We start from the raw sequence: 24,088 nt of genomic DNA on the forward strand, positions 1-24,088 counted from the left end.
ACTTTTCATCCGCCCTCAGGGGCGCTCGCCCCGGGCCAGACGGCCGTTAATGTCGTCGATCACCCCCGGCAGCCCGGCAATGGTGTCGATCACATAATGGGCCCCGGTACCGGCCAGGCGAGCGTGGGCCTTGCTGCGCAGACGCTGCTGCTCATCGGGTGCCAAGGCCTGCCAGTCTTCCAGTGACAGACCCACCTCGTTGCCGGACACCGCCAGCGCCACCGTCCACATGCCGGCGTTCAGACCTTCCTCAATGCCCACACCGGTGTCATCCACCTTGACGCAGGCCTGCACGGCGCTCGCCTCCAGAGCACAGGCCGCTTGCAGGCTCATTTCCGGCCAGGGCCGGCCGCGGCGCACGTCACTGGCGGTGATCACCACCTCGGGGCTGTATCCCTGCTCGGCAGCATGCTGCACCAGCTCGGTTATCATGTCGCGGCTGTAGCCGGTGTTGGCACCCAGGCGAATGCCGCGGCCGGTGAGCTCAGCGGCCACCTCGGCCATGCCCGGGATCAGCACGGCGCTGTCGCGAATGCACTCAATCTGGATCTGCACGAAGTCCTGATACAGGCGATCGATGTCCGCCTCGGTCGGCGCTTCGCCCTTGATTTGGATCCAGGCCTTACCAATGCGGGGCATGGCCAGCATTTGGCGAATATGCTCGCGTTTTTCGCTGCCCATGGGCGCCCGGCACTCGGCCAGGGTGACCTCGATGCTCTCGCCGGCAAACAGCCGCTGAAAGGCGCGGATCGGTGCCATGGAGCCAAAATCCACGGTAGTGCCGGCCCAGTCCATGATCACCGCCTGCACGGACCCGGTGTAACGACGTTCAAAACGATAGCTCATTGTAGTTTCCTTATTTACCAGAAAATGACGTCTTCAATGGCCGCCAGCAGGCCGGCCACATCCTGTTGATACACTTCGCCGATGGTGCCGATGCGAAAGCAGTCCACCGCCGACACCTTGCCCGGATAAATCACGTAACCCCGCTCCTTCAGGCCCGAATAGAAGCCCTTGAAGTCATAAGCGGGGCTGGTGGGCGCGGCAAACACTGTGATAATGGGCGACTGCCAGTCCCGGGCCACCAGCGGCTGAAAGCCGAGCCGCTCCATGCCGGCCACCAGCGCCCGCTGGTTGCCTTGATAGCGCTGATGACGGGCGGCCACGCCCCCTTCCCGCTCCAGCTCGGTCAGCGCCTGGGCAAAGGCGCGCACCACATGGGTCGGCGAGGTAAAGCGCCACTTGCCACCCTGGCGCTCCATGCACTGCCACTGGTCGAACAAGTCCAGGCTGACCGAACGGGCTTGCCCCTCGCACTGCGCCATGGCCGTTTCCCGGGCGATGATGAAACTGAATCCGGGCACGCCCTGAATGCATTTATTGGCGCTGGAGATCAGAAAGTCGATGGCCAGTTCCCCCACTTCCATGGGCACACCGCCAAAGGAGCTCATGGCGTCCACAATCAGGGTCTTGCCCGCCTGTTTGGCCGCCCCGCACAGCTCGGCCAATGGGTTGAGAATGCCGGTGGTGGTTTCACAGTGCACAAAGGCCACGTGGCTGATGGCCGCGTCCGCCGCCAATGCCCGGCTCAGCAACCCGGCGGACAGCGGCTCGGTCTCCGCCACTTCCACGGTGGCCAGGCGCAATCCCAGGCAACGGGCGATATCGGCCATGCGCCGGCCATAGGCACCATTGCTCAGCACCAGCAGCTTACCCTCGGCGGGGACCGCCGAACCCAGCACCGCCTCCACGCCGGCGGTACCGCTGCCCTGCATCAGTACACTGGTATAACCCGGCTGACGGGTGGCCAGGCGCACCAGCTGGCGGCGAATGGGCTGCACCACGCCCTGGTTGTAGTCATCGTCCCAGGTACACCAGTCCTTCATCATGGCCTCACGCACAGTGGCGGAGGTGGACAGGGGGCCGGGGGTCAGCAGCAAATAGGGGTTGTTCACGTTCACTCCTGGTATATACCAAATTTGCAAACACGATAGACGCCCCACCGGCACGGAGCAAGACGGCAAGCCCCATTGCAATAAAAAATTCATCTGCCACGGGCCTGTGCATCACCGCCGGCAGGGGTAATAATGGCAACAGATTTCAATGAGTTGACGACCATACCGCCCCTGCAACAACGCAAGTGGTGTAGTCCATATGGAAGGACCAATGAGCAAACCCCATTACCAGCAGATCAGCGACAGCATCGAGGCCCAGATCCGCAGCGGCGCCCTGCTCGCCAACAGCAAGCTGCCCTCGGAGCGCCAGCTCAGCGACGCCTTCGCCACCACCCGGGTCACCCTGCGTGAAGCCCTGTCCCGGCTCGAAGGCAAGGGCCTGATCTACCGCGCCAACCGCCGGGGCTGGTATATCACCCCCAGCCGCATCAACTACAATCCGACCCAGCGTCTGCCGTTCAACGAGGTGGTTTCCAACCAGGGCCGCCACCCCGACACACACGTGCTGTCCCGCCTGCTGGCACCGGCCGAGCCGGCGGTGCACAAGGCGCTGGGGCTGGCACCCCTGACCCCGCTGCACCGGGTACGCCGGCTGCGCTCCATTGATGGCCATGCCGTGCTGCTGGAGGAAAACCATCTGGATCCGGCCCGTTTTCCCGGGCTTGAGCGGCACGATCTGAGCCGCTCCCTGACCCGGCTGTTCGAGCAGGAATACGGCGTGTGCATCGCTACCATGGAGCTCAACATGTATCCGCTGGCGCTGGACGAAGAGCGGGCTCAGGCCCTGGGCGTGGCCACCGGCGCGGCCGCCCTGTTTATCAGCCGGCTGTCCCGGGATGAAGCAGGCAGGGTGATCGAGCTGGACTGGGAATACTGGCGTCACGACGCCCTCAATATTCAGCTGTCGGTATAAGCGGAGACATGGCTTTTTCAATAAAGTGTCACACCAGCGTCACATAGGCTTTGTAGATTGCTCGAAACTGGTCTAAACCAGATGAGGGTAATCTGATGACATATCTGACAATCGACAATGTGGTAAAGAACTTCGGTGACTTTCGCGCCCTCAAGGGCGTCAGCCTGACCGTGAAAGAAGGGGAGTTCATCTGTTTTCTCGGCCCCAGCGGCTGCGGCAAGACCACGCTGCTGCGCGCCATCGCCGGCCTGGATCTGCCCAGTGACGGCCGCATCGAGCAGGCCGGCCGCGATATCACCCAGGCGCCGCCGGAGCAGCGCGACTTCGGCATCGTATTCCAGTCCTACGCCCTGTTCCCCAACCTCACCGTGTATCAGAACATCGCCTTTGGCCTGGAAAACCTGCGCCTGCCCAGGGCCGAGATCCAGCACAGAGTACAGTCGCTGCTCGAGACCATAGGCCTGCCCGACAGCGGCAACAAATATCCGGGGCAGCTCTCCGGCGGTCAGCAGCAGCGGGTAGCGCTGGCCCGGGCCATCGCCCTGTCGCCGGGTCTGCTGCTGCTGGACGAACCGCTGTCGGCGCTGGACGCCCGGGTGCGCGTGCAGCTGCGCGCCGAGATCAAACGGCTGCAACGGGAACTCAAGGTCACCACCATCATGGTGACCCACGATCAGGAAGAAGCCCTGGCCATGGCCGACCGCATCGTGGTAATGAACCACGGCGACATCGAGCAGATCGGCCCCCCCGAAGAAATCTACTACCAGCCCGCCACCCCCTTTGTGGCCCGCTTTATCGGTGCCATGAACTTTCATGCCACCGTCGCCGACTGCGATGGCCGCCTGAGCCTGGGTAAACATACCCTGCCCCGTCAGGTAGCCCCGGGCAGCCGCCATTTGCTGGCCTGGCGGCCGGAGCTGACCCGGCTGGCGGACACCGGCGAGGGACCGGCTCTGCGCGGGCGTATTCAGCAGCTGTCTTTCCTCGGTGCCTTTATACGGGCCGAAGTGGCGGTGGACAGTCATCCCGAGCCTATCCTGGCCGATTTATCGGCCCGGGACTGTGACCTGCGGCGGCTGCAGCCGGGTCAGGAAATCGCCCTGGCGCTGCCGATGGAGCACACTCATCTGTTCAGCGAGGCCTGTACATGATCAGCCTCAGCCTGCCCCGGCCGCTGAGCCGGGATGACAAGCTGCAGCGGGGCCTGTTGCTGCTGGCCTGCGTGCTGTTTCTGCTGGCCCTGGTGCTGCCACTGGGGCAGATACTGCATACCGCCCTGGTGGACGACCAGGGCCGGTTCGCCGGCCTCGACAACATTCGCCGCTACCTGACCACGCCGGCCCTGGGCCACTCACTGCTCAACACCCTGACCATGGGCCTGCTGGTCACCGGGCTGGTCACCGGACTGGCCTTTCTCTACGCCTACGGCCTGACCCGCACACGGCTGCCGGCCCGCACCCTGTTCAAGGTGGTGGCCATGGTGCCGATACTGGCGCCGTCGCTGCTACCGGCCATCAGCCTGATCTACCTGTTCGGCAATCAGGGGATACTGCGCCACTGGCTGGGCGGGGAAAGCATCTATGGCCCCGTCGGCATCGTGCTGGGGCTGTCATTCTGGGCCTTTCCTCATGCGGTGATGCTGCTCAGCACCGCCATGGGCGCCACCGACGGCCGCCTGTTCGAGGCCTGCCGGGTACTGCGTGGCGGCCCGGTGCGCGCCTTCTTTCAGGTCACCCTGCCCGGCATCAAGTATGCCCTGCTCAGCACCCTGATGGTGGTGTTCACCATGGTGATCACCGACTTTGGCGTGCCCAAGGTGATTGGCGGCCAGTATTCCATGCTGGCCACCGACATTTACAAGCAGGTGGTGGGCCAGCAGAACTTCACCATGGGTGCCCTGATCAGCACCCTGTTGCTGTTGCCGGCCCTGCTCGCCTTTGCCGCCGACAGCTGGCTGCAGCGCCGCAACAAGCAGCTGATCGACAGCCGCTCCCTGCCCTACCAGCCCGAGCCCAACCCCTGGCGTGACGGCTTTTTCCTGCTGTTCTGCAGCCTGATGGCCCTGGCCCTACTGGGCGTGATCGCCATGGCCGCCTACGCCTCCCTGGTGCAGTTCTGGCCCTACAACCTGAGCCTGAGCCTGGATCACTACCGGTTCGATCTCATCGACGGCTGGCAGGCCTATGGCAACTCGCTGCGCATGGCCAGCCTGACCGCCCTGTTTGGTACCCTGATCATTTTCCTGGCCGCCTACCTGGTGGAAAAAGGTCAGGGCCAGGGCGGCCTGCGCAAGCTGCTGCACGGCCTGGCCATGGTGCCCCTGGCGGTGCCGGGACTGGTGCTGGGCCTGGCCTATATCTTCTTCTTCAACCAGCCGGGCAATCCGCTCAAGGTGCTGTACGGCGGCATGACCCTGCTGGTGGTGTCGACCATAGTGCACTTCTATACCGTCGGTCACCTCACCGCCATCACCGCGCTCAAGCAGCTGCCGGCGGAAATCGAGGCCGTGGCCGCCTCGCTGCGCATCAGCCGGTTCAAGGCCATGTGGCGGATCAGCCTGCCCATGTGCCTGCCGGCGGTGCTGGACGTGGCCATCTACCTGTTCGTCAACGCCATGACCACGGTATCGGCGGTGGTATTCCTGTACGGCCCCGACACCATGCTGGCTTCTATCGCCGTGCTCAATCTGGACGACAGCGGCAACATCGCCCCGGCGGCCGCCATGGCCATGCTGATTTTCATCACCGCCCTTGGCGCCAAGCTGCTGCACCTGGCGGCCAGCCGCGGCCTGCTGCGCCTGACTCAAAGCTGGAGACAACCATAATGACCACTCCCCAACGTCCCTTCTGGCTGCAACAGGCCCTGGAACGGGAACAGCCGGCCCCGGCCACGCCGCTGCAGACACATATCGAGGCCGATATCTGCATCATCGGCGGCGGCTACACCGGGCTGTGGAGCGCCATTCAGCTCAAACAGGCCAAGCCGGCGCTCAACATAGTGGTGCTGGAACGGGAACTGTGCGGCAGCGGGGCATCCGGCCGCAACGGCGGCTGCCTGCTGACCTGGTCCACCAAATACCCCTCGCTGCGCCGCCGCTACGGTACACAGGAGGCGGCCCGGCTGGTGCAGGCCTCGGAGCAGGCAGTGCTGGAGATTCGGGATTTCTGCGAACAGCACGGTATCGACGCCGAGTTGCGCATCGACGGCACCTGCTACACTGCCACCAACGGCGCCCAGCGCGGTGCCATGAACAAGCTGGTGGCCGGGCTGGAACGGGAAGGGCTGAACAGCTGGTCGAGCCTGAGTGAGGCCGAACTGCTGGCCCGCACCGGCTCCGAGGCCCACCTTGAAGGGCACTTTTCACCCCTTGCCGGCTCGGTGCAGCCGGCCCTGCTGGTGCGCGGGCTGCGCCGGGTGGCACTGGAGCTGGGAGTGAGTATTTTTGAGCACAGCCCCATGACCCGGCTCAGCCGCAGCCGGCCGGCGCTGGTGGAAACCGCCCACGGCAGCGTGACCGCCGACCGGGTGATCCTGGCGCTGAATGCCTGGACTCCCGGCCTGTTCCGGGAGTTCGACCAGCATCTGGTGCTGGTTTCCTCCGACATGGCCATCACCACCCCGGTGCCGGCCGAGCTCAAGCGCCTGGGGCTGAACCACGGTACTGCCGTGGTTGACGGCCGCACCTTTGTGCACTATTACCGCACGACTCCGGACGGACGGCTGATGCTGGGCAAGGGCGGTAACCTGTTCGCCTTTGGCAACCGCCTGCACCGGGCCTTTGATCGGCCGAGCCGCTACCAGCACATGCTAAAAACGGCGCTGCAGCGTTTCTTTCCCGATCTGAAGGCCGATATCGCCGCCACCTGGACCGGACCGTCGGACCGCTCCGCCACCGGCCTGCCGTTTTTCGGCCGGCTCGAGGGCGACGGCAACATCTATTACGGCTTGGGCTATTCCGGCAACGGCGTGGTACAGAGCCTGCTGGGTGCCAAAATCCTCACCAGCCTGGTGCTGGGCCGGAACGACGACTGGGCCAACTGCGGCCTGGCACAAGGGCCTCAGGGGCGGTTTCCGCCCGAGCCGGTACGCTGGCTGGGGGCCATGACGGTGCGCAACGCCATTCGCCGCAAGGAAAACGCCGAAGACAGGAGTGAAATACCCTGGCCCTGGGACCGCTGGCTGGCCCGTTTTGCTGATGCCGCCGGCAAGGCCGACAAGGAGGCCTGAAAAGCAAAAAGGGATGCCGCAGCATCCCTTTCTCACCCGTCAGACTCGCGTTACAGAATGATTTCCTGCAGCCTGGGATCCTTGCGCGACAGAATGTGGGTGGAGCGAATGCGGCGCACGGTGCGGGACTTGCCCCGAATCACCAGGGTCTCGGTGTGGGCATAGTTGCCGTCACTGCTGATGCCTTCCAGCAAATCCCCCTTGGTGATGCCGGTGGCGGCAAAAATGACGTTGTCGGTGCGTGCCATGTCTTCCAGCTTCAGCACAGTACCTACTTCAATGCCCATTTCCTTGCAGCGTTCAATCTCCGCCTTGCCGGCTGCCAGGCTTTCTTCATCCGGGCCTTTTACTTCATAACGGGGCAGCAGGCGCGCCTGCATGTCACCGTCGAGAGAACGGACCACGGCGGCGGAGATCACGCCTTCCGGCGCGCCACCCACGCCATACAGCATGTCCACTTCGCTTTCCGGAATGCAGGCCAGAATGGAGGCGGCCACGTCACCGTCGGGAATGGCAAACACCCGCACGCCTAGGGCCTGCATGGTCTTGATGGCCTTGTCGTGACGGGGCTTGGCCAGGGTGATCACGGTAAAGCGCGACAACGGCTTGTTCAGCGCCTTGGCCACCGACTTGATGTTCTGCTCTATAGATTTGTTGAGATCGATGGCACCCTTGGCACCGGCACCCACAATCAGCTTTTCCATGTACATGTCGGGGGCGCGCAGAAAGGCACCCTTTTCGCCGACGGCCATCACGGCCAGGGCGTTGGACTGGCCCATGGCGGTCATGCGAGTGCCTTCAATGGGATCAACGGCGATATCCACTTCGTCACCGCCCTGACCGACCTTTTCGCCGATATAGAGCATGGGAGCGTCGTCAATTTCGCCCTCGCCAATCACCACTTCGCCGCTGATCTCGATTTCGTTCAGCACATGACGCATGGCCGCCACGGCGGCACCGTCGGCGATATTCTTGTCGCCCCGGCCCAGCCACTTGTAGCCGGCCAGTGCGGCGGCTTCGGTGACCCGGGAAAATTCGATGGCCAGTTCACGTCTCATGAAAATTTCCTAATCAGTTATTTATTGTTCTTCGCCCAGAATACGCTGGCGGAATACACGATAGACATCAGGGATCTGATCCATGCCCGATACACACACATCCAGATCATGCAGGCGACCGTCTTTAATGCCATAGACCCAGCCATGCACCGACAGGGTCTGGCCTTGTTTCCAGGCGTTCTGAACAATGGTGGTGTGACACAGATTGGCTACCTGCTCCACCACATTCAGCTCGCACATATAGTCTTCCCGCGTTTGCTGATCTTCAATGGCGCTCAGCGCTTCTTCGTGTTTATGACAGATATCCTTGATATTACGCAGCCAGTTATCGATGAGCCCCAGCTCTTTGTTCTGCATGGCGGCCAGCACGCCGCCACAGCCGTAGTGGCCGCAAATAATGATGTGCTTCACCTTGAGCACTTCAACGGCATATTGTACCACCGACAGGCAGTTAAAGTCCGTATGCACCACCAGGTTGGCCACGTTGCGGTGCACGAAAACATCACCGGGCAACAGGCCGGTGAGCTGGTTGGCGGGCACCCGGCTGTCGGAACAGCCAATCCACAGATATTCCGGTGCCTGCTGCAGTGACAGCTTTTCGAAAAAGGAGGGATCTTCCGCTTTAATACGCTCAGACCATTCGCGGTTGTTATCAAACAAATGCTTCAGAATTCTCATAATACAATCTGCCATTCTGTGTTTGGTATTGTTAAAAGGTAGGCGGAAAAAAGGCCCCTGGGGGGCCTTTTAAACACCGGTCATCCGCAAATGTCCGCTGCGGCTGATTATGCCTCCATGGCGGCTTTCAGTTTTTTCAGTGCGGTTTTCTCCAGCTGGCGAATACGCTCGGCAGAGACACCATATTCGTCGGCCAGGCTCTGCAGGGTGGTTTTATCATCTTCGTCCAGCCAGCGAGCCTGAATAATATGCTGGCTGCGCTCGTCCAGGGTACGCAGGGCAGCACGCAAACGCTGGTTAGCCGCCTGTTCCCAGTTCGATTCTTCCACCTGAGTGGCCACATCGGAACTTTTATCTTCCAGATACTGCACCGGGGAAAAGCTGCCTTCACGCTCATCGTCATCCGATGCCAGATCAAATGCCTGATCCTGAGCACTCATGCGGGATTCCATCTCCAGCACTTCTGACGGTGACACGCCCAGATCTTCAGCGACCCGGTTGACTTCCTGCTGATTGAACCAGCCAAGACGCTTTTTGGACTTGCGCAGATTAAAGAACAATTTACGCTGGGCCTTGGTGGTGGCCACTTTGACCACCCGCCAGTTACGCAGTACGTATTCGTGAATTTCGGCCTTTATCCAGTGCACCGCAAAAGACACCAGACGCACACCCACACCCGGATCAAAGCGTTTTACCGCTTTCATCAGGCCAATATTGCCTTCCTGGATCAGATCTGCCTGAGGCAGCCCATAACCGGCATAACTCTTGGCAATGTGCACTACAAAGCGCAGGTGAGACATCACCAGCTGCCGGGCTGAACTCAGGTCACCCTCATTTTGCAGGCGCTCTGCCAGGGATTTTTCTTCTTCCGCACTGAGCACGGGAATCGTGTTCACTGCCTGGATATAGGCCTCCAGGCTGCCCTGGGGAACCAGGGCAAAGTGGCGCTGTAAATCTGTCGTCATCAAACTCGTGTTCATTACATGACTCCGTATATACGGCTTCGGTTGCTTGCTCTGCAATGACTTTGTCGACTCGTCCGGACGCTTGCCGGCGAGTGAAATTTATTCATTTATCACTAAAAGTCAAGGTAAGCAGCAAGCTGTGCTGCTCCCATAAGACCACACTCTGCCCTTATGGTTCAAGCCGGCTCTATGGCTCTTATGTGTCGGCGCACGGAAAAACCCGACGCCAGCAGGCTGAGCAGGGTGCCGGTCAGTACCAGCCAGAAGCTTTCATTCAGCCCCAGGCCCAGCAGCTCAAAGTCACTCTGATAAAGCGACGCCAGTGCACTGACCTTGTGGCTGAGCCAGAACACCATCACCAGCGTCAGCCACCAGGCCAGCAGCCCGCCGATAATGCCGTACCAGAGCCCCACATAAAGAAAAGGTCTGTGTATAAAGCCGTCGGTAGCACCCACCAGCTTCATTACTTCAATTTCGTAACGACAGCTGAGAATATTCAGCCGCAGGGTATTACTCACTACCAGCAGCACACCTGCCAGCAGCAGTACCGCCATGGCCACCACCGCCTGACGCAGCAACTCCACTATGCCCGACAACCGGGCCAGCCAGGCCATATCCAAGCGGGCTGTGTCTACCAGCGGCTCGGCATTCATGTCTGCCAGCAGCAGCTCAGCCATATCAGGCTGACGTCCGCTTTCCGACAAATTAAGAATGAGTACTGCCGGCAGCGGATTTTGCTCAAGCAGGTCCAGCGCCTCGGCAAAGCCGGCAGCACCACTGAAGTCGGCCAGCCCCTGCTCCGGGCTGATAAAGGTGACCTGACGAATTTCGCTCATACCCTCAAGCCGGGTTTTGAATTCCTTTATCTGAACCTCATCGGTGTTTTGCTTGAGATAAAGGCTGATCTGCGCCTGACTTTGCCAGAAACTGCTCACCGACTCGGCGTTTTTCAGCAGCACATAGAAGCTGGCGGGCAGCGCCAGGCTCACCCCCAGCACCGCTATGGTCATCAGCGAGCTTAACGGCGTGCGCCACAGCTCACCCAGACTGGCGAATAACTGACGCAGGTGATCCACCAGATACATGGCAAAACGCCGGTGCCAGCCCAGCTTGTGGATATTGCTCATACCGGCACCTCCTGCTCCATGCGTCCGGCGTTAAGCCGCAGGGTACGGTAGCGCTGGGCGTTGATAAGACCGGTATCATGAGTGGCGATCAGCACACTGACGCCTACCCGGTTAAATGATTCAAACAACCGTAAAATATCCATGGACAGTTCAGGATCCAGATTACCCGTGGGCTCATCTGCCAGCAGCAGCAGGGGTTTGTTCACAATGGCCCGGGCAATACCTACACGCTGCTGTTCACCACCGGACAGCATGGGCGGAAAGTAACGATCCTTACCGTGCAGACCGACCTTGTCGAGGGCAGCCGACACCCGCCGCTGAATATCGTGATGGCTGTAACCTTCAATCACCAGCGGCAGCGCCACGTTGTCGAACACGGTACGGCCCTGAATAAGGTGATGATCCTGAAAAATCATACCGATGCGCCGGCGCACAAAGGGAATATCCCGCCGGGCAATACGGCTGACATTACGGCCGTTGAAAAACACCTGGCCGTCGGTGGGCCGCTCCATCACGCTGATCAGCTTGAGCAAAGTACTTTTACCGGCCCCGGAGTGGCCGGTTAGGTATGCCATTTCACCCTTTTCCAAATGAAAGCTGACCTTCTGCAGCGCCTGAAAGCCGCCGCTGTATACCTTGCTAACCTGCTCAAAGCGGATCATTTAGTCTTCCCGGCTGAATAGCGCCTCAATAAACTCGGAGGCATTAAAGGGACGCAGATCGTCGATTTGTTCACCCACACCGATATAGCGAATGGGAATACCGAACTTATCGGCCACCGCAAAAATCACACCACCCTTGGCGGTGCCGTCCAGCTTACTGAGGGTAATGCCGGTAATGGGCACGGCGTCGTTGAAAATTTTGGCCTGGCTGAGTGCATTCTGACCAGTGCCCGCGTCCAGGGTGAGCATGATCTCGTGAGGTGCCGCCGGGTCGATTTTCTGCATGACCCGCACTATCTTTTTCAACTCTTCCATCAGGTGTGCCTTGTTCTGCAGGCGACCGGCAGTATCGGCAATCAATACATCCACCTTGCGTGCCTTAGCCGCTTCAACGGCGTCATAAATCACGGAGGCGGCATCGGCACCGGTGTGCTGTGCAATCACCGGAATGTCATTACGCTCACCCCACACCTGCAACTGTTCAACGGCGGCGGCACGAAAGGTATCGCCGGCAGCCAGCATCACCGACTTGCCCTCGGCCTGAAACTGACGGGCCAGTTTGCCGATGGTGGTGGTTTTGCCCACACCATTGACGCCCACCATCAGGATCACATAGGGCTTGTGCTCGCTGTTAATTTCCAGCGGCTGATCTACCTTGGCAAGGATTTCTCCCATTTCTTCCTTGAGCAGCTCATAGAGGGCTTCGCCGTCTTTCAGCTGCTTGCGGCTGGCCTGGCTGGTGAGATTGTCGATAATCGACATGGTGGTTTCCACCCCCAGATCGGCGGTAAGCAACTGGGTTTCCAGCTCCTCAAACAGATCGTCATCAATCTTTTTACCGCGAAACAGGCCAAAAAAGCCGGAGCCCAGATTTTGCCGGGTTTTCAGCAGCCCAGCCTTAAGACGGGCAAAAAAGCCTTTTTTCGGCGTTTTTTCTGCCTGAGCAGCGGCTTCGTCAGCAAGGCGCTGTTCTTCCGCTTCGGCGGCAAGACGCGCCTCTTCTTCTACTGCCAGGCGAGCTTCTTCTTCAGCCTTGGCTTCTGCGGCCAGCCGCGCTTCTTCTGTCGCCCTGGCTTCCGCCGCCAGCCGCGCTTCTTCTGCCGCCTTGGCTTCCGCCGCTAACCGCGCTTCTTCTGCCGCCTTGGCTTCCGCCGCCAGCCGAGCTTCTTCTTCAGCCTTGGCTTCTGCGGCCAGCCGCGCCTCTTCCGCGGCCTTGGCTTCCGCCGCCAGCCGCGCTTCTTCCGCCGCCTTGGCTTCGGCTACGGCTCGCTCTTCGGCCGCACGCTCTTTAAGTTGCGCTTCTACTTCGGCACCGTGGCCGGCTTCCGCTTCCGACTCTATTGCATTCTGTTCCTGTGTCTCTTCCGGCTGCTCTTCTTTCTTTTTGCCAAAGCCAAGCCAGGAGAAAAAACCTTTTTTCGCCATTATTGCCAATACTCGCTGTTGTTCGGAACGATTAGGGCTGGCCGCGATTCGGCCGCTTCATTAGAATATCCGTCTTTTAATGCAGATATGCTCGTCCCTTAACGGGATGAAAAACCGCCTTATACTAGCACTTTATTGAAAGACGGCGAAACGAGATGGCAAAAGCAAAACCGGCAAAAAAAACCACATCGGCCACGGGCCAGATAAGAATTATCGGCGGTCAGTGGCGCGGGCGAAAATTGCCGGTGCTGCACAGCGAAGGCTTAAGACCCACCACAGACAGAGTAAAAGAAACTCTGTTCAACTGGCTGATGTTTGATATTCGCGACAAGCGCTGCCTGGATCTGTTTGCCGGCAGCGGCAGCCTGGGGTTTGAAGCCCTTTCGCGCCACGCCGCTGAGGTAGTGATGGTGGAAAAAGACACAGCAGTGGCCAGCCAGCTTACCCGCAACCTGGCCAGTCTGCCAGAAGCGCCGGGCACAGTGGTCCAGGCAGATGCGATACAATATCTGCAACAACCGGCTCAGCCGTTTGAGCTGGTGTTTCTTGATCCGCCTTTTCATCAGGAGCTGTTGCCCCGAGTCTGTGAGCTGCTGGAAAAAAACGGCTGGCTCGCCGACAACGCCCTTATTTATATCGAACGGGAGCAGGGCCTGGCACTACCGGCACTGCCCGCCCACTGGCAGCTGCATAAAGACAAGCAGGCTGGTCAGGTCATTTACCAACTCTACCAAAGGGAGCAATGTTAATAATGAAGGTACTCAACCTGCTGATGCGGCTGATAATGCTGATGTTCTGGGCTGGCATTATTTATGCCCTGCTCGGCCCCGGCTTTGATGAAGCCGGCTCTACACCGCTGATTCTGGGTGCTGTTGTGCTGGTGATGCATATTCTTCAGATGGTGATGCTGAAACAGGTATCCAATCTGCTTAACCCCAGTGCCGGCGATTATCTGGAAGTGCTGGTCTTTGGCTCTTTTGCCATGCACCGCCACCGCGCCCGCCTGAAAGAACTGACCGGGCAGCAAAAACGATAAGTCACTACTCCGGGCCTTCGGGTCCGGAGCCACACTGCCAGCAAATTTCAAAACTGACATCGTTTTCTTCTCCACACGCACGGCAAAACCAGCTGCCATCCTCTTTGTGCTGATAGTGCTGTACAAACTCACGAGCCTGCTGCCAGTTTCCCGCGGATACCAGCAGAGTAATCTGAGCCACATCCATGGGCAGCTCACCCAGCGCCCCTGACAGCGCTTCGCCTTTTAACCGCACATCAATACCCCGGCTTTCCAGCGCTCCTTTAAGAGCATGGGCTTCCAGGCTGTTGGCGGCATCAAATACTCGTATCCAGTCGTTCATTCACTCACTGCCAAATGCACAATAGAAAAAGGGGGTGACGTCATGTCACCCCCTTTTTGGGTTGTCGTATGGTTAATCCGTAAACCAAGTTGCTCCCTGCAATCCCTGACAATACCTTTTCCTTAAGGTGTTCCTCTTACCGTTCCTTCGGCGCGTCCTTATGGTCTTCCTGACCGCAGTTCATCCTGAGCTGCCTGACTGTCTCCGTCCGGGGAGGTGTCCTTTACCGCATCCTGCGGTGATCCTTATGCCGTTCCTGGCAGCCGGTCTGTCCTGACCAACTTCTCTTTGCTTCCTGCACCACTAACTATAGAGAAGTTTTCTTTTGCCTCAAGCGGCCCACAGACCAAAAAGACTGCCCGCTTACTCGCTTAAAACCAACGAACAACACAAAGCACTGTTTAATAAAACAAATACCAAAAACAGAAGCATAAAATCCGCAACTGAAAGCGCCTTCTCCCACACTCAAAGTAAGAGATCTCTTACACGAAAACAGGCCGTTTTCCTTATACTGTCTCGCGGAAACAAAAACAGTGGCACCCCGGCCTTCGCTTTCTTAGGATAAACCTGTCTATATAAGGAGGGTTTATGAACCAAATAGAATTACCTTCATCATTGGTATCTCCCGAGTGGCTATCGAAGCATCTGACACACCAGGATGTGGTGGTGCTGGACGCCAGCTGGCATATGCCCGCCAGCGGCCGCAATGGCGCAGAGGAATGGCAACAACAGCGTATTCCCGGCTCCCGCTTCTTTGATTTTGATGGCCGGATTAAAGATCAGCACACCAGCTTGCCCCATATGCTGCCGGACGAAAAACTGTTTTCAAAAGAGGTGTCAGCACTTGGTATCAGCAATCACCACATTGTAGTGATTTACGACAGTCTGGGGCTGTTTGCCGCCCCCCGCGCCTGGTGGATGTTTCGCGCCATGGGTCACCACAAGGTGGCCGTGCTGAACGGCGGCCTGCCGGCCTGGCAGCAAGCCGGTCTGCCGCTGGAAAAAACTGCACCGGCGGCGGTACCTCCCGGCCAGTTCAGCGCCAGGCTGCAGCCGGGCTGGATCGCCGATGCCGATATCGTAGCCCGGGCACTGCAGCAAAATAACTCGCGCGTACTCGATGCCCGCAGCCGGGAGCGCTTCAGCGGGACGGCTGCCGATCCTCGTCCGGGCGTGCGTGCCGGTCATATGCCCGGTGCTCTGTGCCTGCCTTTTAATGAGTTGCTGCAAGACGGCCGCATGCTGCCGGAGCAAGAGCTGGCAGCCATTTTCGCACCTCTGCTGACGCCGGAGCAGACACTGATTTGCACCTGTGGCTCAGGAGTAACTGCAGCCATTCTGGCACTGGGAGCAGAACTTGCCGGCCATAAGAACATTGCCGTTTATGATGGTTCCTGGACCGAATGGGGAGGATCAGCGGACCGGCCGGTAGAAAAAGACGTCTGTTGATAATAAAAAACCCGCCAGGATGGCGGGTTTTTTATTCATGGCACAGAGGCTTATTTCTGAGCTTCCGCATCGGGGGCCGGACGCTCAGCAACCCCCATTTTGAGGGCAAGCCAGATTACCAGAACCAGAGTAATCATCACTGACAGGAAGTTGGTACCCATTTCCGGGAACTGAGTACGCAAAAACGCTGAATAACCAAATACCCCGATCAAAAAGCTCAGCAAGGTACAAACCGGAGTGTCACCTTCCATCGGTGCGCTCAGATACTCCTGATACAGCATGTAGGCTGCCAGCACCAGAGAGATGATGGGAAACACGGAAAACGCCAGTTCACTGACACTCAGAGTAGCCAGGGTGGCGTTACCACACAGGCCTACCAGCAGTGCCAGCAGTATGGGTTTACGGCGAACATTCTTCTTTCCAGACATAGTGATCCTTCCTGATTTAGGCCTAGAGCCGTTTTGCTTTATTATATGCATCTGCGCCCTTGGCGATCATGCGCAGCTGCAGAATCATGCGTTCCGCCAGCACGGCACGCTCATCTTCGTTCATATCCAGTGCATCGGCACCGGCACTGAACACCAAAGTGACCATGGCCTGGGCCTGAGCCTCAGCATAATCACGGCTGGTCTTCTGCTTTTCTTCGAGGTAGTCGGTCAGTTCAGCGGTAAAATGCTGAATCTCCCGCGCCACCGCCTGACGAAAAGCTGCAGAAGTGCCCGATCGCTCCCGCAGTAACAGACGGAACACATCAGGACTGTTGTCGATAAATTCCATAAAGGTTTTTACCGAGATTTGTATAACGCTGCCCCCGTCGGCAATACGCTGACGGGCTTGCCGCATCAGCTGACGCAGGGTCAGTCCGCCTTCATCTACCAGGGTCAGCCCCAGCTCTTCCATGTCTTTAAAATGACGATAGAAAGAAGTGGGTGCAAGCCCGGCCTCCCGGGCAACTTCTCGTAAGCTGAGACCGGAAAAGCTTCGCTCGGCACTTAACTGTCGAAAGGCCGCTTCAACCAGAGACCGACGGGTTTTTTCTTTTTGCTGCGCGCGAACGCCCACGACACACCAGACTCAAAACTTTAGTGGACCGATCATACCCTGTTTGTAGCAGAGCAGTCAGCCCCAGTGGCTGAATTTGTGACTATTCGCGCCAATGTCGATGGATGAGCACAGTGAGCGTAAACCCTCTTTCGCCGCCTCAATTTTAATCATTTCATGATGTTTGGCTTTCGATAGCGCCCTGATCACTATGTAACCCTAAGTGCCAGAGTTTTCTTTGACAAAAACTCTGCAAAACTCCATAGTTTTCGCAATTTTCTATTGAAGTGAAGTGTACACTTTAGTTTACACCCATCAGGAGCAAGCAGACGTGAGTGCAAGGGCGCAATTCAGCAGCAAGCTGGGATTTGTCATGGCCGCCGCCGGTTCGGCGATTGGCGTAGGAAACATCTGGGGCTTTCCCACTCAGGCTGCCAGTAATGGTGGCGGTGCTTTTTTGCTGGTATATCTGCTGATGATATTGCTGCTGGGATACCCCATGCTGGTGGCAGAAATTACCATAGGCCGCCACGGTCAGGCCGGTCCTTTTCATGCACTGCAAAAGCTCACCGGCAACCGCTCGGGCAGGGCCATTGCCGGCCTGGTGGGGCTGGCGGCAGTCGTTACGGTCAGCTTAATCTTTACCTTCTATGCCATTGTATCCGGTTGGTTTATTGCCTATGCGCTGGATCCGCTGAGCAACATGCTGGGCATGAAAGGAGACTGGCTTACCGCTTTTTCTACCTCCCGTAACCTTGTGTTCACGCTTATGTTTGCTCTGCTCAGCCTGTATGTGGTGAGCAGAGGGCTGGAGCAGGGCATTGAAAAATGGTCGAGCCGGCTGATGCCGCTGCTGCTGCTGATGCTGATTGCACTGACTGCTTATATGCTCACTCAGGACGGTGCAGGTGAAGGTCTGCACGCCTATCTGGTTCCGGACTTTTCCCGGGTGCTTAACCGGGATGTGCTGATCGGTGCACTGGGCCAGAGCTTTTTCTCATTGTCGCTGGGGGCAGCCGTCATGATGCTGTACGGCTCCTACCTCAGCCGTCAGTCCAGCATTCCGGCGCTGGCCGCTCAGGTGACTCTGCTTGATACCAGCGTGGCGTTTTTGGCTGGCCTGCTGATTTTGCCGGCCATGTATGTGGCCCAGCATAATGGCGTGGCGATTTTTGCCGACGATGGCAGCCTGCTCAGCTCCGATACACTGGTGTTCTCTGTGCTACCGGCATTGTTTGAAACCATGGGTCAGGCCCAGCATCTGATTGCCTTTGCCTTCTTTTTGCTGATGATAGTGGCGGCACTGACTTCCTCCATTTCCATGCTGGAAGCGCCGGTGTCCCTGACCATAGAAAGCACCGGCATGTCCCGCATCAAGGCCACCTGGCTGATGACCGCACTCTGTACTCTGATCAGCATTATTATTGTGTTTAACTTCGGCAGCCTGTTTGGCCTGGTGATCACCGCTACCACCCAATATGCTCAGCCTCTGGTCAGCCTGTGCATCACCCTTTATGCCGGCTGGGTATGGCAGCGCAACAAGGTGCTGGCAGAGCTCAAAGCCGGCTGCCCTGATGTAGAGCAAGGTCTGTTCTGGAAAATCTGGCCCTGGTATGTACGCTTTGTGTGCCCGGTGCTGGTACTGGTGGTGATTATTCAGTCCATCGGTGGCTGATCCTTTCACCACTGCTCAAACACAAAGGGCCGCAATGCGGCCCTTCTTTATTAACCCGGTTAACGGGTTTCCCGATCTTGTGGGGCACTCGGGCCGGCGGCCAGGCGAGAGCTCTGCTCTTCATCGGCCAGGGCCAGCAAAAAAGCGTATTCCCGGGCCAGTTCATGATAAGCCTCAAACCGACCTGACTTGCCGCCGTGGCCGCTGTCCATATCACAATGCAGCAGCAGCAGGTTATCGTCGGTTTTCATCTCACGCAGCTTGGCCACCCACTTGGCCGGCTCCCAGTATTGCACCTGAGAGTCGTGTAAGCCGGTTGTCACCAGCATGTGCGGGTACGCCTGAGGCTTTACCTGATCATAAGGACTGTAAGACTTCATATAGTGATAGGCGTCGGCCTGGTTGGGGTTACCCCATTCACCGTATTCGCCGGTAGTCAGCGGAATAGACTCATCCAGCATGGTGGTTACCACATCCACAAAGGGCACCACGGCAACCACGCCCTTATACAGCTCAGGGGCCATATTTACCACCGCTCCCACCAGCAGACCGCCGGCACTGCCGCCGGAGGCAAATACTCTGTGCTCATCACCGTAACCTTGCTGCACCAGAGCGCGGGTCACATCAATAAAATCATTAAAGGTGTTCTGCTTGCTCATCAGCCGGCCCTGGTCATACCAGTCCCGGCCCAGCTCCTCTCCCCCACGCACATGGGCAATGGCATACACAAAACCCCGGTCCAGCAGGCTTAAACGAGCGCTGCTGAAGTCCGGATCCATACTGGCACCGTAAGAGCCGTAGGCATATACCAGCAGCGGATTACTGCCATCGCGCTTAAACGAATCAGCCCGATATACCAGCGAGACCGGCACTTTGGTGTCGTCCCGGGCGTTCACCCACAACCGCTCACTGCGGTAGTCGGCAGCATTGAACTGCTCGCCCACATATTGCTGTTTCAGCTCCCGCCGCTCACCGGTATCCATGCTTACTTCATACACGGTAGATGGCCGGGTCATGGAAGCATAGCCATAACGCAGCCAGGGCGTATCGGCTTCCGGATTGGTGCCCAGCCAGCTGACATAGGCAGGATCATCAAAGGCGATTTGGTGTTCGGTATTATTATGTCTGTTCACCTGACGCAGGTGCAGCAGGCCTTCACTGCGCTCTTCCAGCACCAACCAGTCGCGAAACAGAGCAAAACCTTCCAGCAGCACATCGGCACGGGCAGGAATCAACGGCTGCCACTCATTCGGCTCGCTGACCCTGTCGGTCACATACAAGCCAAAGTTGGCACCGTCTTTGTTGGAGCGTACATAGAAACGGCCATCATAATGGTCCAGATCATATTCATGACCATGCTGTCGGGGCCAGAATAACTGAGGCGCGGCAGCGGGATTGTCGGAGGGAATAATACGCAGCTCGCAGGCATCGGTGTTCCAGCCGCCAATCACAATATAATCTCCCGAACGGCTCTTGTAGAGGCTGGTATAAAAGCCGCTGTCGGGCTCTTCATACACCAGCACATCCTGGCTCTGTTCGGTGCCAAGGCGGTGGCGGTATACCTGAAACGGCAGCAGGGTACCTTCATCCTGTTTCACATAAAACAGAGTTTTGCCGTCGTTGGCCCACACCAGATTGCCCGAGGTATTTTCCAGCACTTCGTCATAAAGCTCACCGGTTTGCAGCGATTTGAAACGGATCTGATACTGGCGGCGGGAAATAAAATCTTCCGAAAAGGCCAGGGTCTGCTGATCCGGGCTGACCGCCATCTGGCCCTGATCATAATACGCTTTACCGTCTGCCCGCTGGTTGCCGTCCAGCAACACTTCAATCTGCTCGGGCCGGCCATCAGGATAACGCTCGGTAATGCCATATTCCTGCCCTTGCTGATAGCGGGTACGATACCACCAGCCCTGCTTGAAATAAGGGACAGTGTTATCATCCTGCCGTACCCGCGCCACCATTTCCTGAAACAGGCTTTGCTGAAGATCATTAAGCGGAGTGAGCACACGCTCACTATAGCGATTTTCCTGCTCAAGATACTGAATCACTTCAGGATCTTCACGCTGGTCATCACGCAGCCAATGATAATTGTCTACACGAATATCATCATGATGACTGAGCACATGGGGAATTTTTCTGGCGACAGGCGGTTGCAGCTGCACGTCGGCTCCTTTGGCATAGGATAGGGTACACAGCACCCATGCTAACATCAGGCAAAGCCCTGCCCTATTCCCCATGCATCACCTCCGGCACACCTGCTCAAAAAACCAGCAAATATTACTCACGAAGTGCCACAGCAGCCAGTAAAACCGGTGAAAAATGCCAAATAAAACGAAAAACAAAGTCAAATGAGGCCGCAACTGCAGCCTCAGGGGAGAAGTGATTACTTACGTTGCCAGCGACCGTCAGCCAGCTGCACATACTGGCCCGGAGGGGTGCGATCAATATTCAGCTGACCGGCACGGCTTTGCACTATCGTCAGACTGGTGCCGGTTTTTTGAGCAATATCCCGGTAGCTGTCGAGCCGCTTGCGGTTAATGTCATTCACAATGGCGCTCACCTGAGCACCACCTTGCACCGCACCCACCAGACCATTTACCTGTTCACCAATCAGCCCCTGCTGTTTAGCCTGCTGCAGATCCAGTGCCCAGGCCGACAGGCTGAGAGTTGCTGCCAGAATCATAGCCAACCATCTCATATCAGTCTCCTCAGAACAGTTCCTGCTCTTGTTCAAACAGTTTTTCCAGCTCCCGATCTACCCGCACCCGAATCTCGTGATCTACCTTCACATTTAAATTCACGGTGATGGGCTTGTCGGGAACCATGACTTCCACCCTGGGTGTGCAGGCACCCAGCAGCAACACTGCCAGCACCATAGCGGTTTGTTTCATTGTTCCTTACCCCCTTGCCACTGCGCCGGCAGCCGCTCACTGAGATCTTCGGCAAAGCGCAGGCTCTGCAGCAACTGTAACAGGTTTTCCTGATGGCGGTAATTGAAGTTAACCGGGTGCATTCGCTCGCCTACCGGAGCCCGGCCCTGCAACCGCGTCATGATCACCGCCTCACCGTCAACAGCCATGGTCATGTCGGCGCTAAGACGCTGGTAACGTAAATCTTCCAGCATGCCCAGGGTAAGCGCTAACGACATATTGTCTGCGGCAGAATCACGCAGCGCCTCACCGGCCTGATAAGACACCCAGCCGTTATGGCTCCAGAGACGACCGTTATGAACACTGACAGCACCATCAAATACAAAGGGCAGCCGGCCATGCAAACGGCCGTCACCGGTCAGTCCCGACACTGTGGTCAAATTCAGCAGACTGGCCAGCGATACATCCTGAATATGCAGCTCGCCCTGTAAGTGAGCACTTAATGGCATTGGCGACAGTGCCAGCCGGCCTTCCAGCACATTGGCGGTAAGCCCTGACAGCCAGGGCCTGTTATTACGCCAGCTTAACGCAGCATGAATATTAGTGACGGGCACACCGGTACTCAACGCCTCTATGGTCAGACCGCTGCCGGCATTCAGCCTCAGCCGTCCCTGCTGCCAGCGACCGGCGAGCTGGCCGCTCACGCCAGTGGCGCTCAGCTCTCCCCGGCTCAGCCGGCCATCTTCAAGCCGCGCCAGTAATATCAGCGGCTGCGCAGCACTCAGTACATTGGCTGATTGCAGCGCCAATACCAGTTGCCCTTGCTCCACGTCTACATCGGGCAGCGCCAGCCAGCGGTTCAGCCAGGCCAGGCCAGCGGCCAGCGACAACCTCTGTTCAGGCAGCTCAAGGGCCAGCCCCTGCTGCCAGCGCCAGTTAGCCTTTACTTGCAACTGCGGTGACAATATCAGTTCCGCGCTGCCGTGTTCATAACTGTTAAGCTGCAAAGCCAGCTGTGCCCGGGGCAGTGCCTGCTGTTGCCAGCGGCCGCCCTGCCAGCTCAGCTCCCACCGGCCAATACCGCCCAGGGGCAAAGCGGCCGCAGGCTGCAGCATCAGCTCGTCGAGCTGCAGGTGCTGCCAGTTGAGCCGGTTTATATGCAACCGTGAGCCGGGATCCCAAAACCAGCCATCCTCACCGGTATGCAGCTGTGCGTCCAGTTGCAGCCGGCCGCTCAGCGGGGCAGGCAACCCCGCCTCTGCATTCAACCGCAGCCCTTGCCCGGGCTGCCAGCTGCCCTGCATACTCACCGGCTGTTTCAGTGCCGGCAGTAGCAGGCTGCCGGGCAGGATACCGCGCCAGCGCCAGCCGCCCTGATCCGGCGTCAACACGATAGCAAGCGGGCTGCCTTCAGCCTGCCAGTCAATCATGATGTCGCCATTATGATGGCGCAACCGGGCCGGACCATTAAGGGTCCGGCCCGGTAAATGCAGCGTTAACTGATCAATAGCAAAATCGACCGGCGGCAGGGTCAGCAGCACAGAAAGGGCATCTCCTTCACCTTGTGCGCCGGTATTACCACTACGGGAACACCCCAGATCCAGACCCAGATATGCCAGCGTGCCGGTGACTTTACCATTGTGCCAGTGCAGCCTGAGTGAGTGAGCTCGTTCTTTAGGGCAGGCTGGTACTACTGCTCGTTCCATCTGCGCCGTCAGTTCAATGCCGGCGGGCAAAGCCGCCGCCGCAGGTAAACTCAGCAATAAAACCGGCAACAGCCATTTCATCATGCCAAACTCCTTGCACTACCCCGCTCAGCTCTTAAGCTAAATCCAGTAACAGGGGGAAACCGTAAATGGATAAATTGGTGCTTTGGGGCATTGTCGTGATTGCTTTTTTGGTGCTCGGAAGGCGGCTTTATCAGCGCTTTTATGATCATACTCAGCCTGAGCACAGCATCAGGGTTACGGTCAGTGGCAAGCATATAAAGCAGTTTATGGGGCGCAGTTCCAAGGAGGAAACTGAACTGCCGGCTCAGCGACAACAGTTCTATGTCAGCTTCCGGGCGCGCCCGGGAGACCAGGAACAGGAATTTCAAGTAAGCGAGCATCTCTATGAGCAGCTGTTGCTGAACAGCACCGGCACCCTGGTGTTCCGGGGCCGGCGCTTTATTGCCTTTGAGCCCGACGACACTAGCCAGGATAGCGACTGAATACCGCTGTGTTGCCCTGTGCGTCAAAACTCAGTACTTCATAGGGAGTGCCGGGAATATCCATGCCCGGTGCACTCTGGGGCATGCCCGGAATGGTCAGGCCGCGATGCTCTGGCTGGTTCTGCAGCAGCTGCTTTACATCATGTGCCGGCACATGCCCTTCAATCACATAGCCACCAACCTGAGCGGTGTGGCAGGACGCCAAAGACGGTTTGACACCGGCCCGCACCTTCACCGATTCCATATAATTGGTGTCTACGCTGGTCACGTCAAAGCCGGACTCGCGCATGTGCTCTACCCAGTCTTCACAGCAGCCACAGGTAGGTGACTTGTATACGGTAACCGAAGGAAGTGCTGCAGGTGCTGCCAGCGCAGGCCCGGCCAGCAGCAGTGCCAGACTCATCAAGCTTTTTTTCATCATGCTTTCCTGTGTTGAATGACCCGCTACCAGACTAGCAAAGCTCAGTCTC

General features: G+C 58.1%; 25 protein-coding genes. 9 read left to right on the top strand and 16 right to left on the bottom strand.

The features are described from left to right. Positions 1-15: 15 nt before the first annotated feature. Positions 16-846, bottom strand: coding sequence for a phosphonoacetaldehyde hydrolase (phnX, locus tag N2M06_RS15320; protein ID WP_346351198.1), 831 nt, complete (start codon positions 844-846; stop codon positions 16-18). Positions 847-860: 14 nt separating this feature from the next. Next, a complete protein-coding gene (phnW, locus tag N2M06_RS15325; protein ID WP_346351199.1) occupies positions 861-1,955 on the bottom strand; it encodes a 2-aminoethylphosphonate--pyruvate transaminase in 1,095 nt (364 codons plus the stop codon). 211 nt (positions 1,956-2,166) lie between these two features. Between phnW and N2M06_RS15330 the strand changes: the two genes are divergently transcribed. From N2M06_RS15330 to N2M06_RS15345, 4 genes are all read left to right on the top strand, one after another. Next, complete coding sequence (locus N2M06_RS15330) at positions 2,167-2,868, top strand: UTRA domain-containing protein (RefSeq protein WP_317074963.1); 702 nt, start codon at positions 2,167-2,169, stop codon at positions 2,866-2,868. A gap of 95 nt (positions 2,869-2,963) precedes the next feature. Further along, positions 2,964-4,019, top strand: a complete 1,056-nt coding sequence (locus N2M06_RS15335; RefSeq protein WP_346351200.1) for a putative 2-aminoethylphosphonate ABC transporter ATP-binding protein — start codon at positions 2,964-2,966, stop codon at positions 4,017-4,019. Continuing rightward, positions 4,016-5,692 carry a putative 2-aminoethylphosphonate ABC transporter permease subunit gene (locus N2M06_RS15340; RefSeq protein WP_346351201.1) on the top strand — a complete coding sequence of 559 codons (1,677 nt, stop codon included), beginning with the start codon at positions 4,016-4,018 and terminating at the stop codon, positions 5,690-5,692. Before N2M06_RS15335 ends, N2M06_RS15340 begins: the two co-directional genes overlap by 4 nt. Continuing rightward, entirely contained in the window at positions 5,692-7,095 is a 1,404-nt protein-coding gene (locus tag N2M06_RS15345) for an FAD-dependent oxidoreductase (RefSeq protein ID WP_346351202.1), read from the top strand. The genes N2M06_RS15340 and N2M06_RS15345 overlap by 1 nt, the downstream gene beginning before the upstream one ends. Before the next feature lie 50 nt (positions 7,096-7,145). On the opposite strand, the gene glpX is transcribed toward N2M06_RS15345, so the two are convergent. From glpX to ftsY, 6 genes are all read right to left on the bottom strand, one after another. After that, positions 7,146-8,153 carry a class II fructose-bisphosphatase gene (glpX, locus tag N2M06_RS15350; RefSeq protein WP_346351203.1) on the bottom strand — a complete coding sequence of 336 codons (1,008 nt, stop codon included), beginning with the start codon at positions 8,151-8,153 and terminating at the stop codon, positions 7,146-7,148. A gap of 21 nt (positions 8,154-8,174) precedes the next feature. Further along, the gene (can, locus tag N2M06_RS15355) at positions 8,175-8,831 is read right to left on the bottom strand and encodes a carbonate dehydratase (RefSeq protein WP_019934562.1); all 657 of its coding nucleotides are present in this window, start codon (positions 8,829-8,831) and stop codon (positions 8,175-8,177) included. Between the two features lie 107 nt (positions 8,832-8,938). After that, positions 8,939-9,796 (bottom strand): RNA polymerase sigma factor RpoH, encoded by an 858-nt coding sequence (rpoH, locus tag N2M06_RS15360; protein WP_019934563.1) that lies wholly within the window; start codon positions 9,794-9,796, stop codon positions 8,939-8,941. A 176-nt stretch (positions 9,797-9,972) separates the two neighbouring features. Next, positions 9,973-10,923 (bottom strand): permease-like cell division protein FtsX, encoded by a 951-nt coding sequence (ftsX, locus tag N2M06_RS15365; RefSeq protein WP_346351204.1) that lies wholly within the window; start codon positions 10,921-10,923, stop codon positions 9,973-9,975. After that, a complete protein-coding gene (gene ftsE / locus N2M06_RS15370) occupies positions 10,920-11,585 on the bottom strand; it encodes a cell division ATP-binding protein FtsE (RefSeq protein ID WP_019934565.1) in 666 nt (221 codons plus the stop codon). Before ftsE ends, ftsX begins: the two co-directional genes overlap by 4 nt. Continuing rightward, positions 11,586-13,010, bottom strand: coding sequence for a signal recognition particle-docking protein FtsY (gene ftsY, locus N2M06_RS15375; protein WP_346351205.1), 1,425 nt, complete (start codon positions 13,008-13,010; stop codon positions 11,586-11,588). Between the two features lie 155 nt (positions 13,011-13,165). Between ftsY and rsmD the strand changes: the two genes are divergently transcribed. Both rsmD and N2M06_RS15385 read left to right on the top strand, forming a co-directional pair. Next, positions 13,166-13,759: a 16S rRNA (guanine(966)-N(2))-methyltransferase RsmD gene (rsmD, locus tag N2M06_RS15380; protein ID WP_019934567.1), complete on the top strand. Its 594-nt coding sequence runs from the start codon at positions 13,166-13,168 to the stop codon at positions 13,757-13,759. 2 nt (positions 13,760-13,761) lie between these two features. Further along, positions 13,762-14,046 (top strand): DUF1145 domain-containing protein, encoded by a 285-nt coding sequence (locus tag N2M06_RS15385; RefSeq protein WP_019934568.1) that lies wholly within the window; start codon positions 13,762-13,764, stop codon positions 14,044-14,046. Between the two features lie 4 nt (positions 14,047-14,050). On the opposite strand, the gene N2M06_RS15390 is transcribed toward N2M06_RS15385, so the two are convergent. Continuing rightward, positions 14,051-14,368, bottom strand: coding sequence for a DUF2007 domain-containing protein (locus N2M06_RS15390; protein WP_019934569.1), 318 nt, complete (start codon positions 14,366-14,368; stop codon positions 14,051-14,053). A 588-nt stretch (positions 14,369-14,956) separates the two neighbouring features. Here N2M06_RS15390 and sseA point away from each other — a divergent pair. Beyond that, positions 14,957-15,817: a 3-mercaptopyruvate sulfurtransferase gene (gene sseA, locus N2M06_RS15395; protein ID WP_346351206.1), complete on the top strand. Its 861-nt coding sequence runs from the start codon at positions 14,957-14,959 to the stop codon at positions 15,815-15,817. 50 nt (positions 15,818-15,867) lie between these two features. On the opposite strand, the gene N2M06_RS15400 is transcribed toward sseA, so the two are convergent. Further along, on the bottom strand, positions 15,868-16,245 hold the full coding sequence (locus N2M06_RS15400) for a YijD family membrane protein (protein ID WP_019934571.1): 378 nt from the start codon (positions 16,243-16,245) through the stop codon (positions 15,868-15,870). 22 nt (positions 16,246-16,267) lie between these two features. Next, the gene (fabR, locus tag N2M06_RS15405) at positions 16,268-16,879 is read right to left on the bottom strand and encodes an HTH-type transcriptional repressor FabR (RefSeq protein WP_019934572.1); all 612 of its coding nucleotides are present in this window, start codon (positions 16,877-16,879) and stop codon (positions 16,268-16,270) included. Positions 16,880-17,189: 310 nt separating this feature from the next. Between fabR and N2M06_RS15410 the strand changes: the two genes are divergently transcribed. Further along, entirely contained in the window at positions 17,190-18,533 is a 1,344-nt protein-coding gene (locus N2M06_RS15410) for a sodium-dependent transporter (RefSeq protein WP_019934573.1), read from the top strand. A gap of 59 nt (positions 18,534-18,592) precedes the next feature. On the opposite strand, the gene N2M06_RS15415 is transcribed toward N2M06_RS15410, so the two are convergent. The 4 genes from N2M06_RS15415 to N2M06_RS15430 form a co-directional block, all read right to left on the bottom strand. After that, positions 18,593-20,746: a S9 family peptidase gene (locus N2M06_RS15415; protein WP_346351207.1), complete on the bottom strand. Its 2,154-nt coding sequence runs from the start codon at positions 20,744-20,746 to the stop codon at positions 18,593-18,595. A 173-nt stretch (positions 20,747-20,919) separates the two neighbouring features. After that, the gene (locus N2M06_RS15420; protein ID WP_245541395.1) at positions 20,920-21,234 is read right to left on the bottom strand and encodes a YdbL family protein; all 315 of its coding nucleotides are present in this window, start codon (positions 21,232-21,234) and stop codon (positions 20,920-20,922) included. Between the two features lie 10 nt (positions 21,235-21,244). Further along, entirely contained in the window at positions 21,245-21,427 is a 183-nt protein-coding gene (locus N2M06_RS15425) for a YnbE family lipoprotein (protein ID WP_019934576.1), read from the bottom strand. Next, on the bottom strand, positions 21,424-23,196 hold the full coding sequence (locus N2M06_RS15430) for a YdbH domain-containing protein (protein ID WP_346351208.1): 1,773 nt from the start codon (positions 23,194-23,196) through the stop codon (positions 21,424-21,426). The genes N2M06_RS15425 and N2M06_RS15430 overlap by 4 nt, the downstream gene beginning before the upstream one ends. Positions 23,197-23,261: 65 nt before the next feature. Here N2M06_RS15430 and N2M06_RS15435 point away from each other — a divergent pair, with 65 nt between their 5' ends. Continuing rightward, positions 23,262-23,618 (top strand): DUF2500 domain-containing protein, encoded by a 357-nt coding sequence (locus N2M06_RS15435; protein ID WP_346351209.1) that lies wholly within the window; start codon positions 23,262-23,264, stop codon positions 23,616-23,618. Here N2M06_RS15435 and N2M06_RS15440 read toward each other — a convergent pair. Next, the gene (locus N2M06_RS15440; RefSeq protein WP_019934579.1) at positions 23,599-24,036 is read right to left on the bottom strand and encodes a DUF411 domain-containing protein; all 438 of its coding nucleotides are present in this window, start codon (positions 24,034-24,036) and stop codon (positions 23,599-23,601) included. The two genes, N2M06_RS15435 and N2M06_RS15440, sit on opposite strands and share 20 nt — an antisense overlap. Between the last annotated feature and the right edge of the window lie 52 nt (positions 24,037-24,088).

Source organism: Oceanimonas sp. AH20CE76, from assembly GCF_039654065.1.
Taxonomy (GTDB): domain Bacteria; phylum Pseudomonadota; class Gammaproteobacteria; order Enterobacterales; family Aeromonadaceae; genus Oceanimonas; species Oceanimonas smirnovii.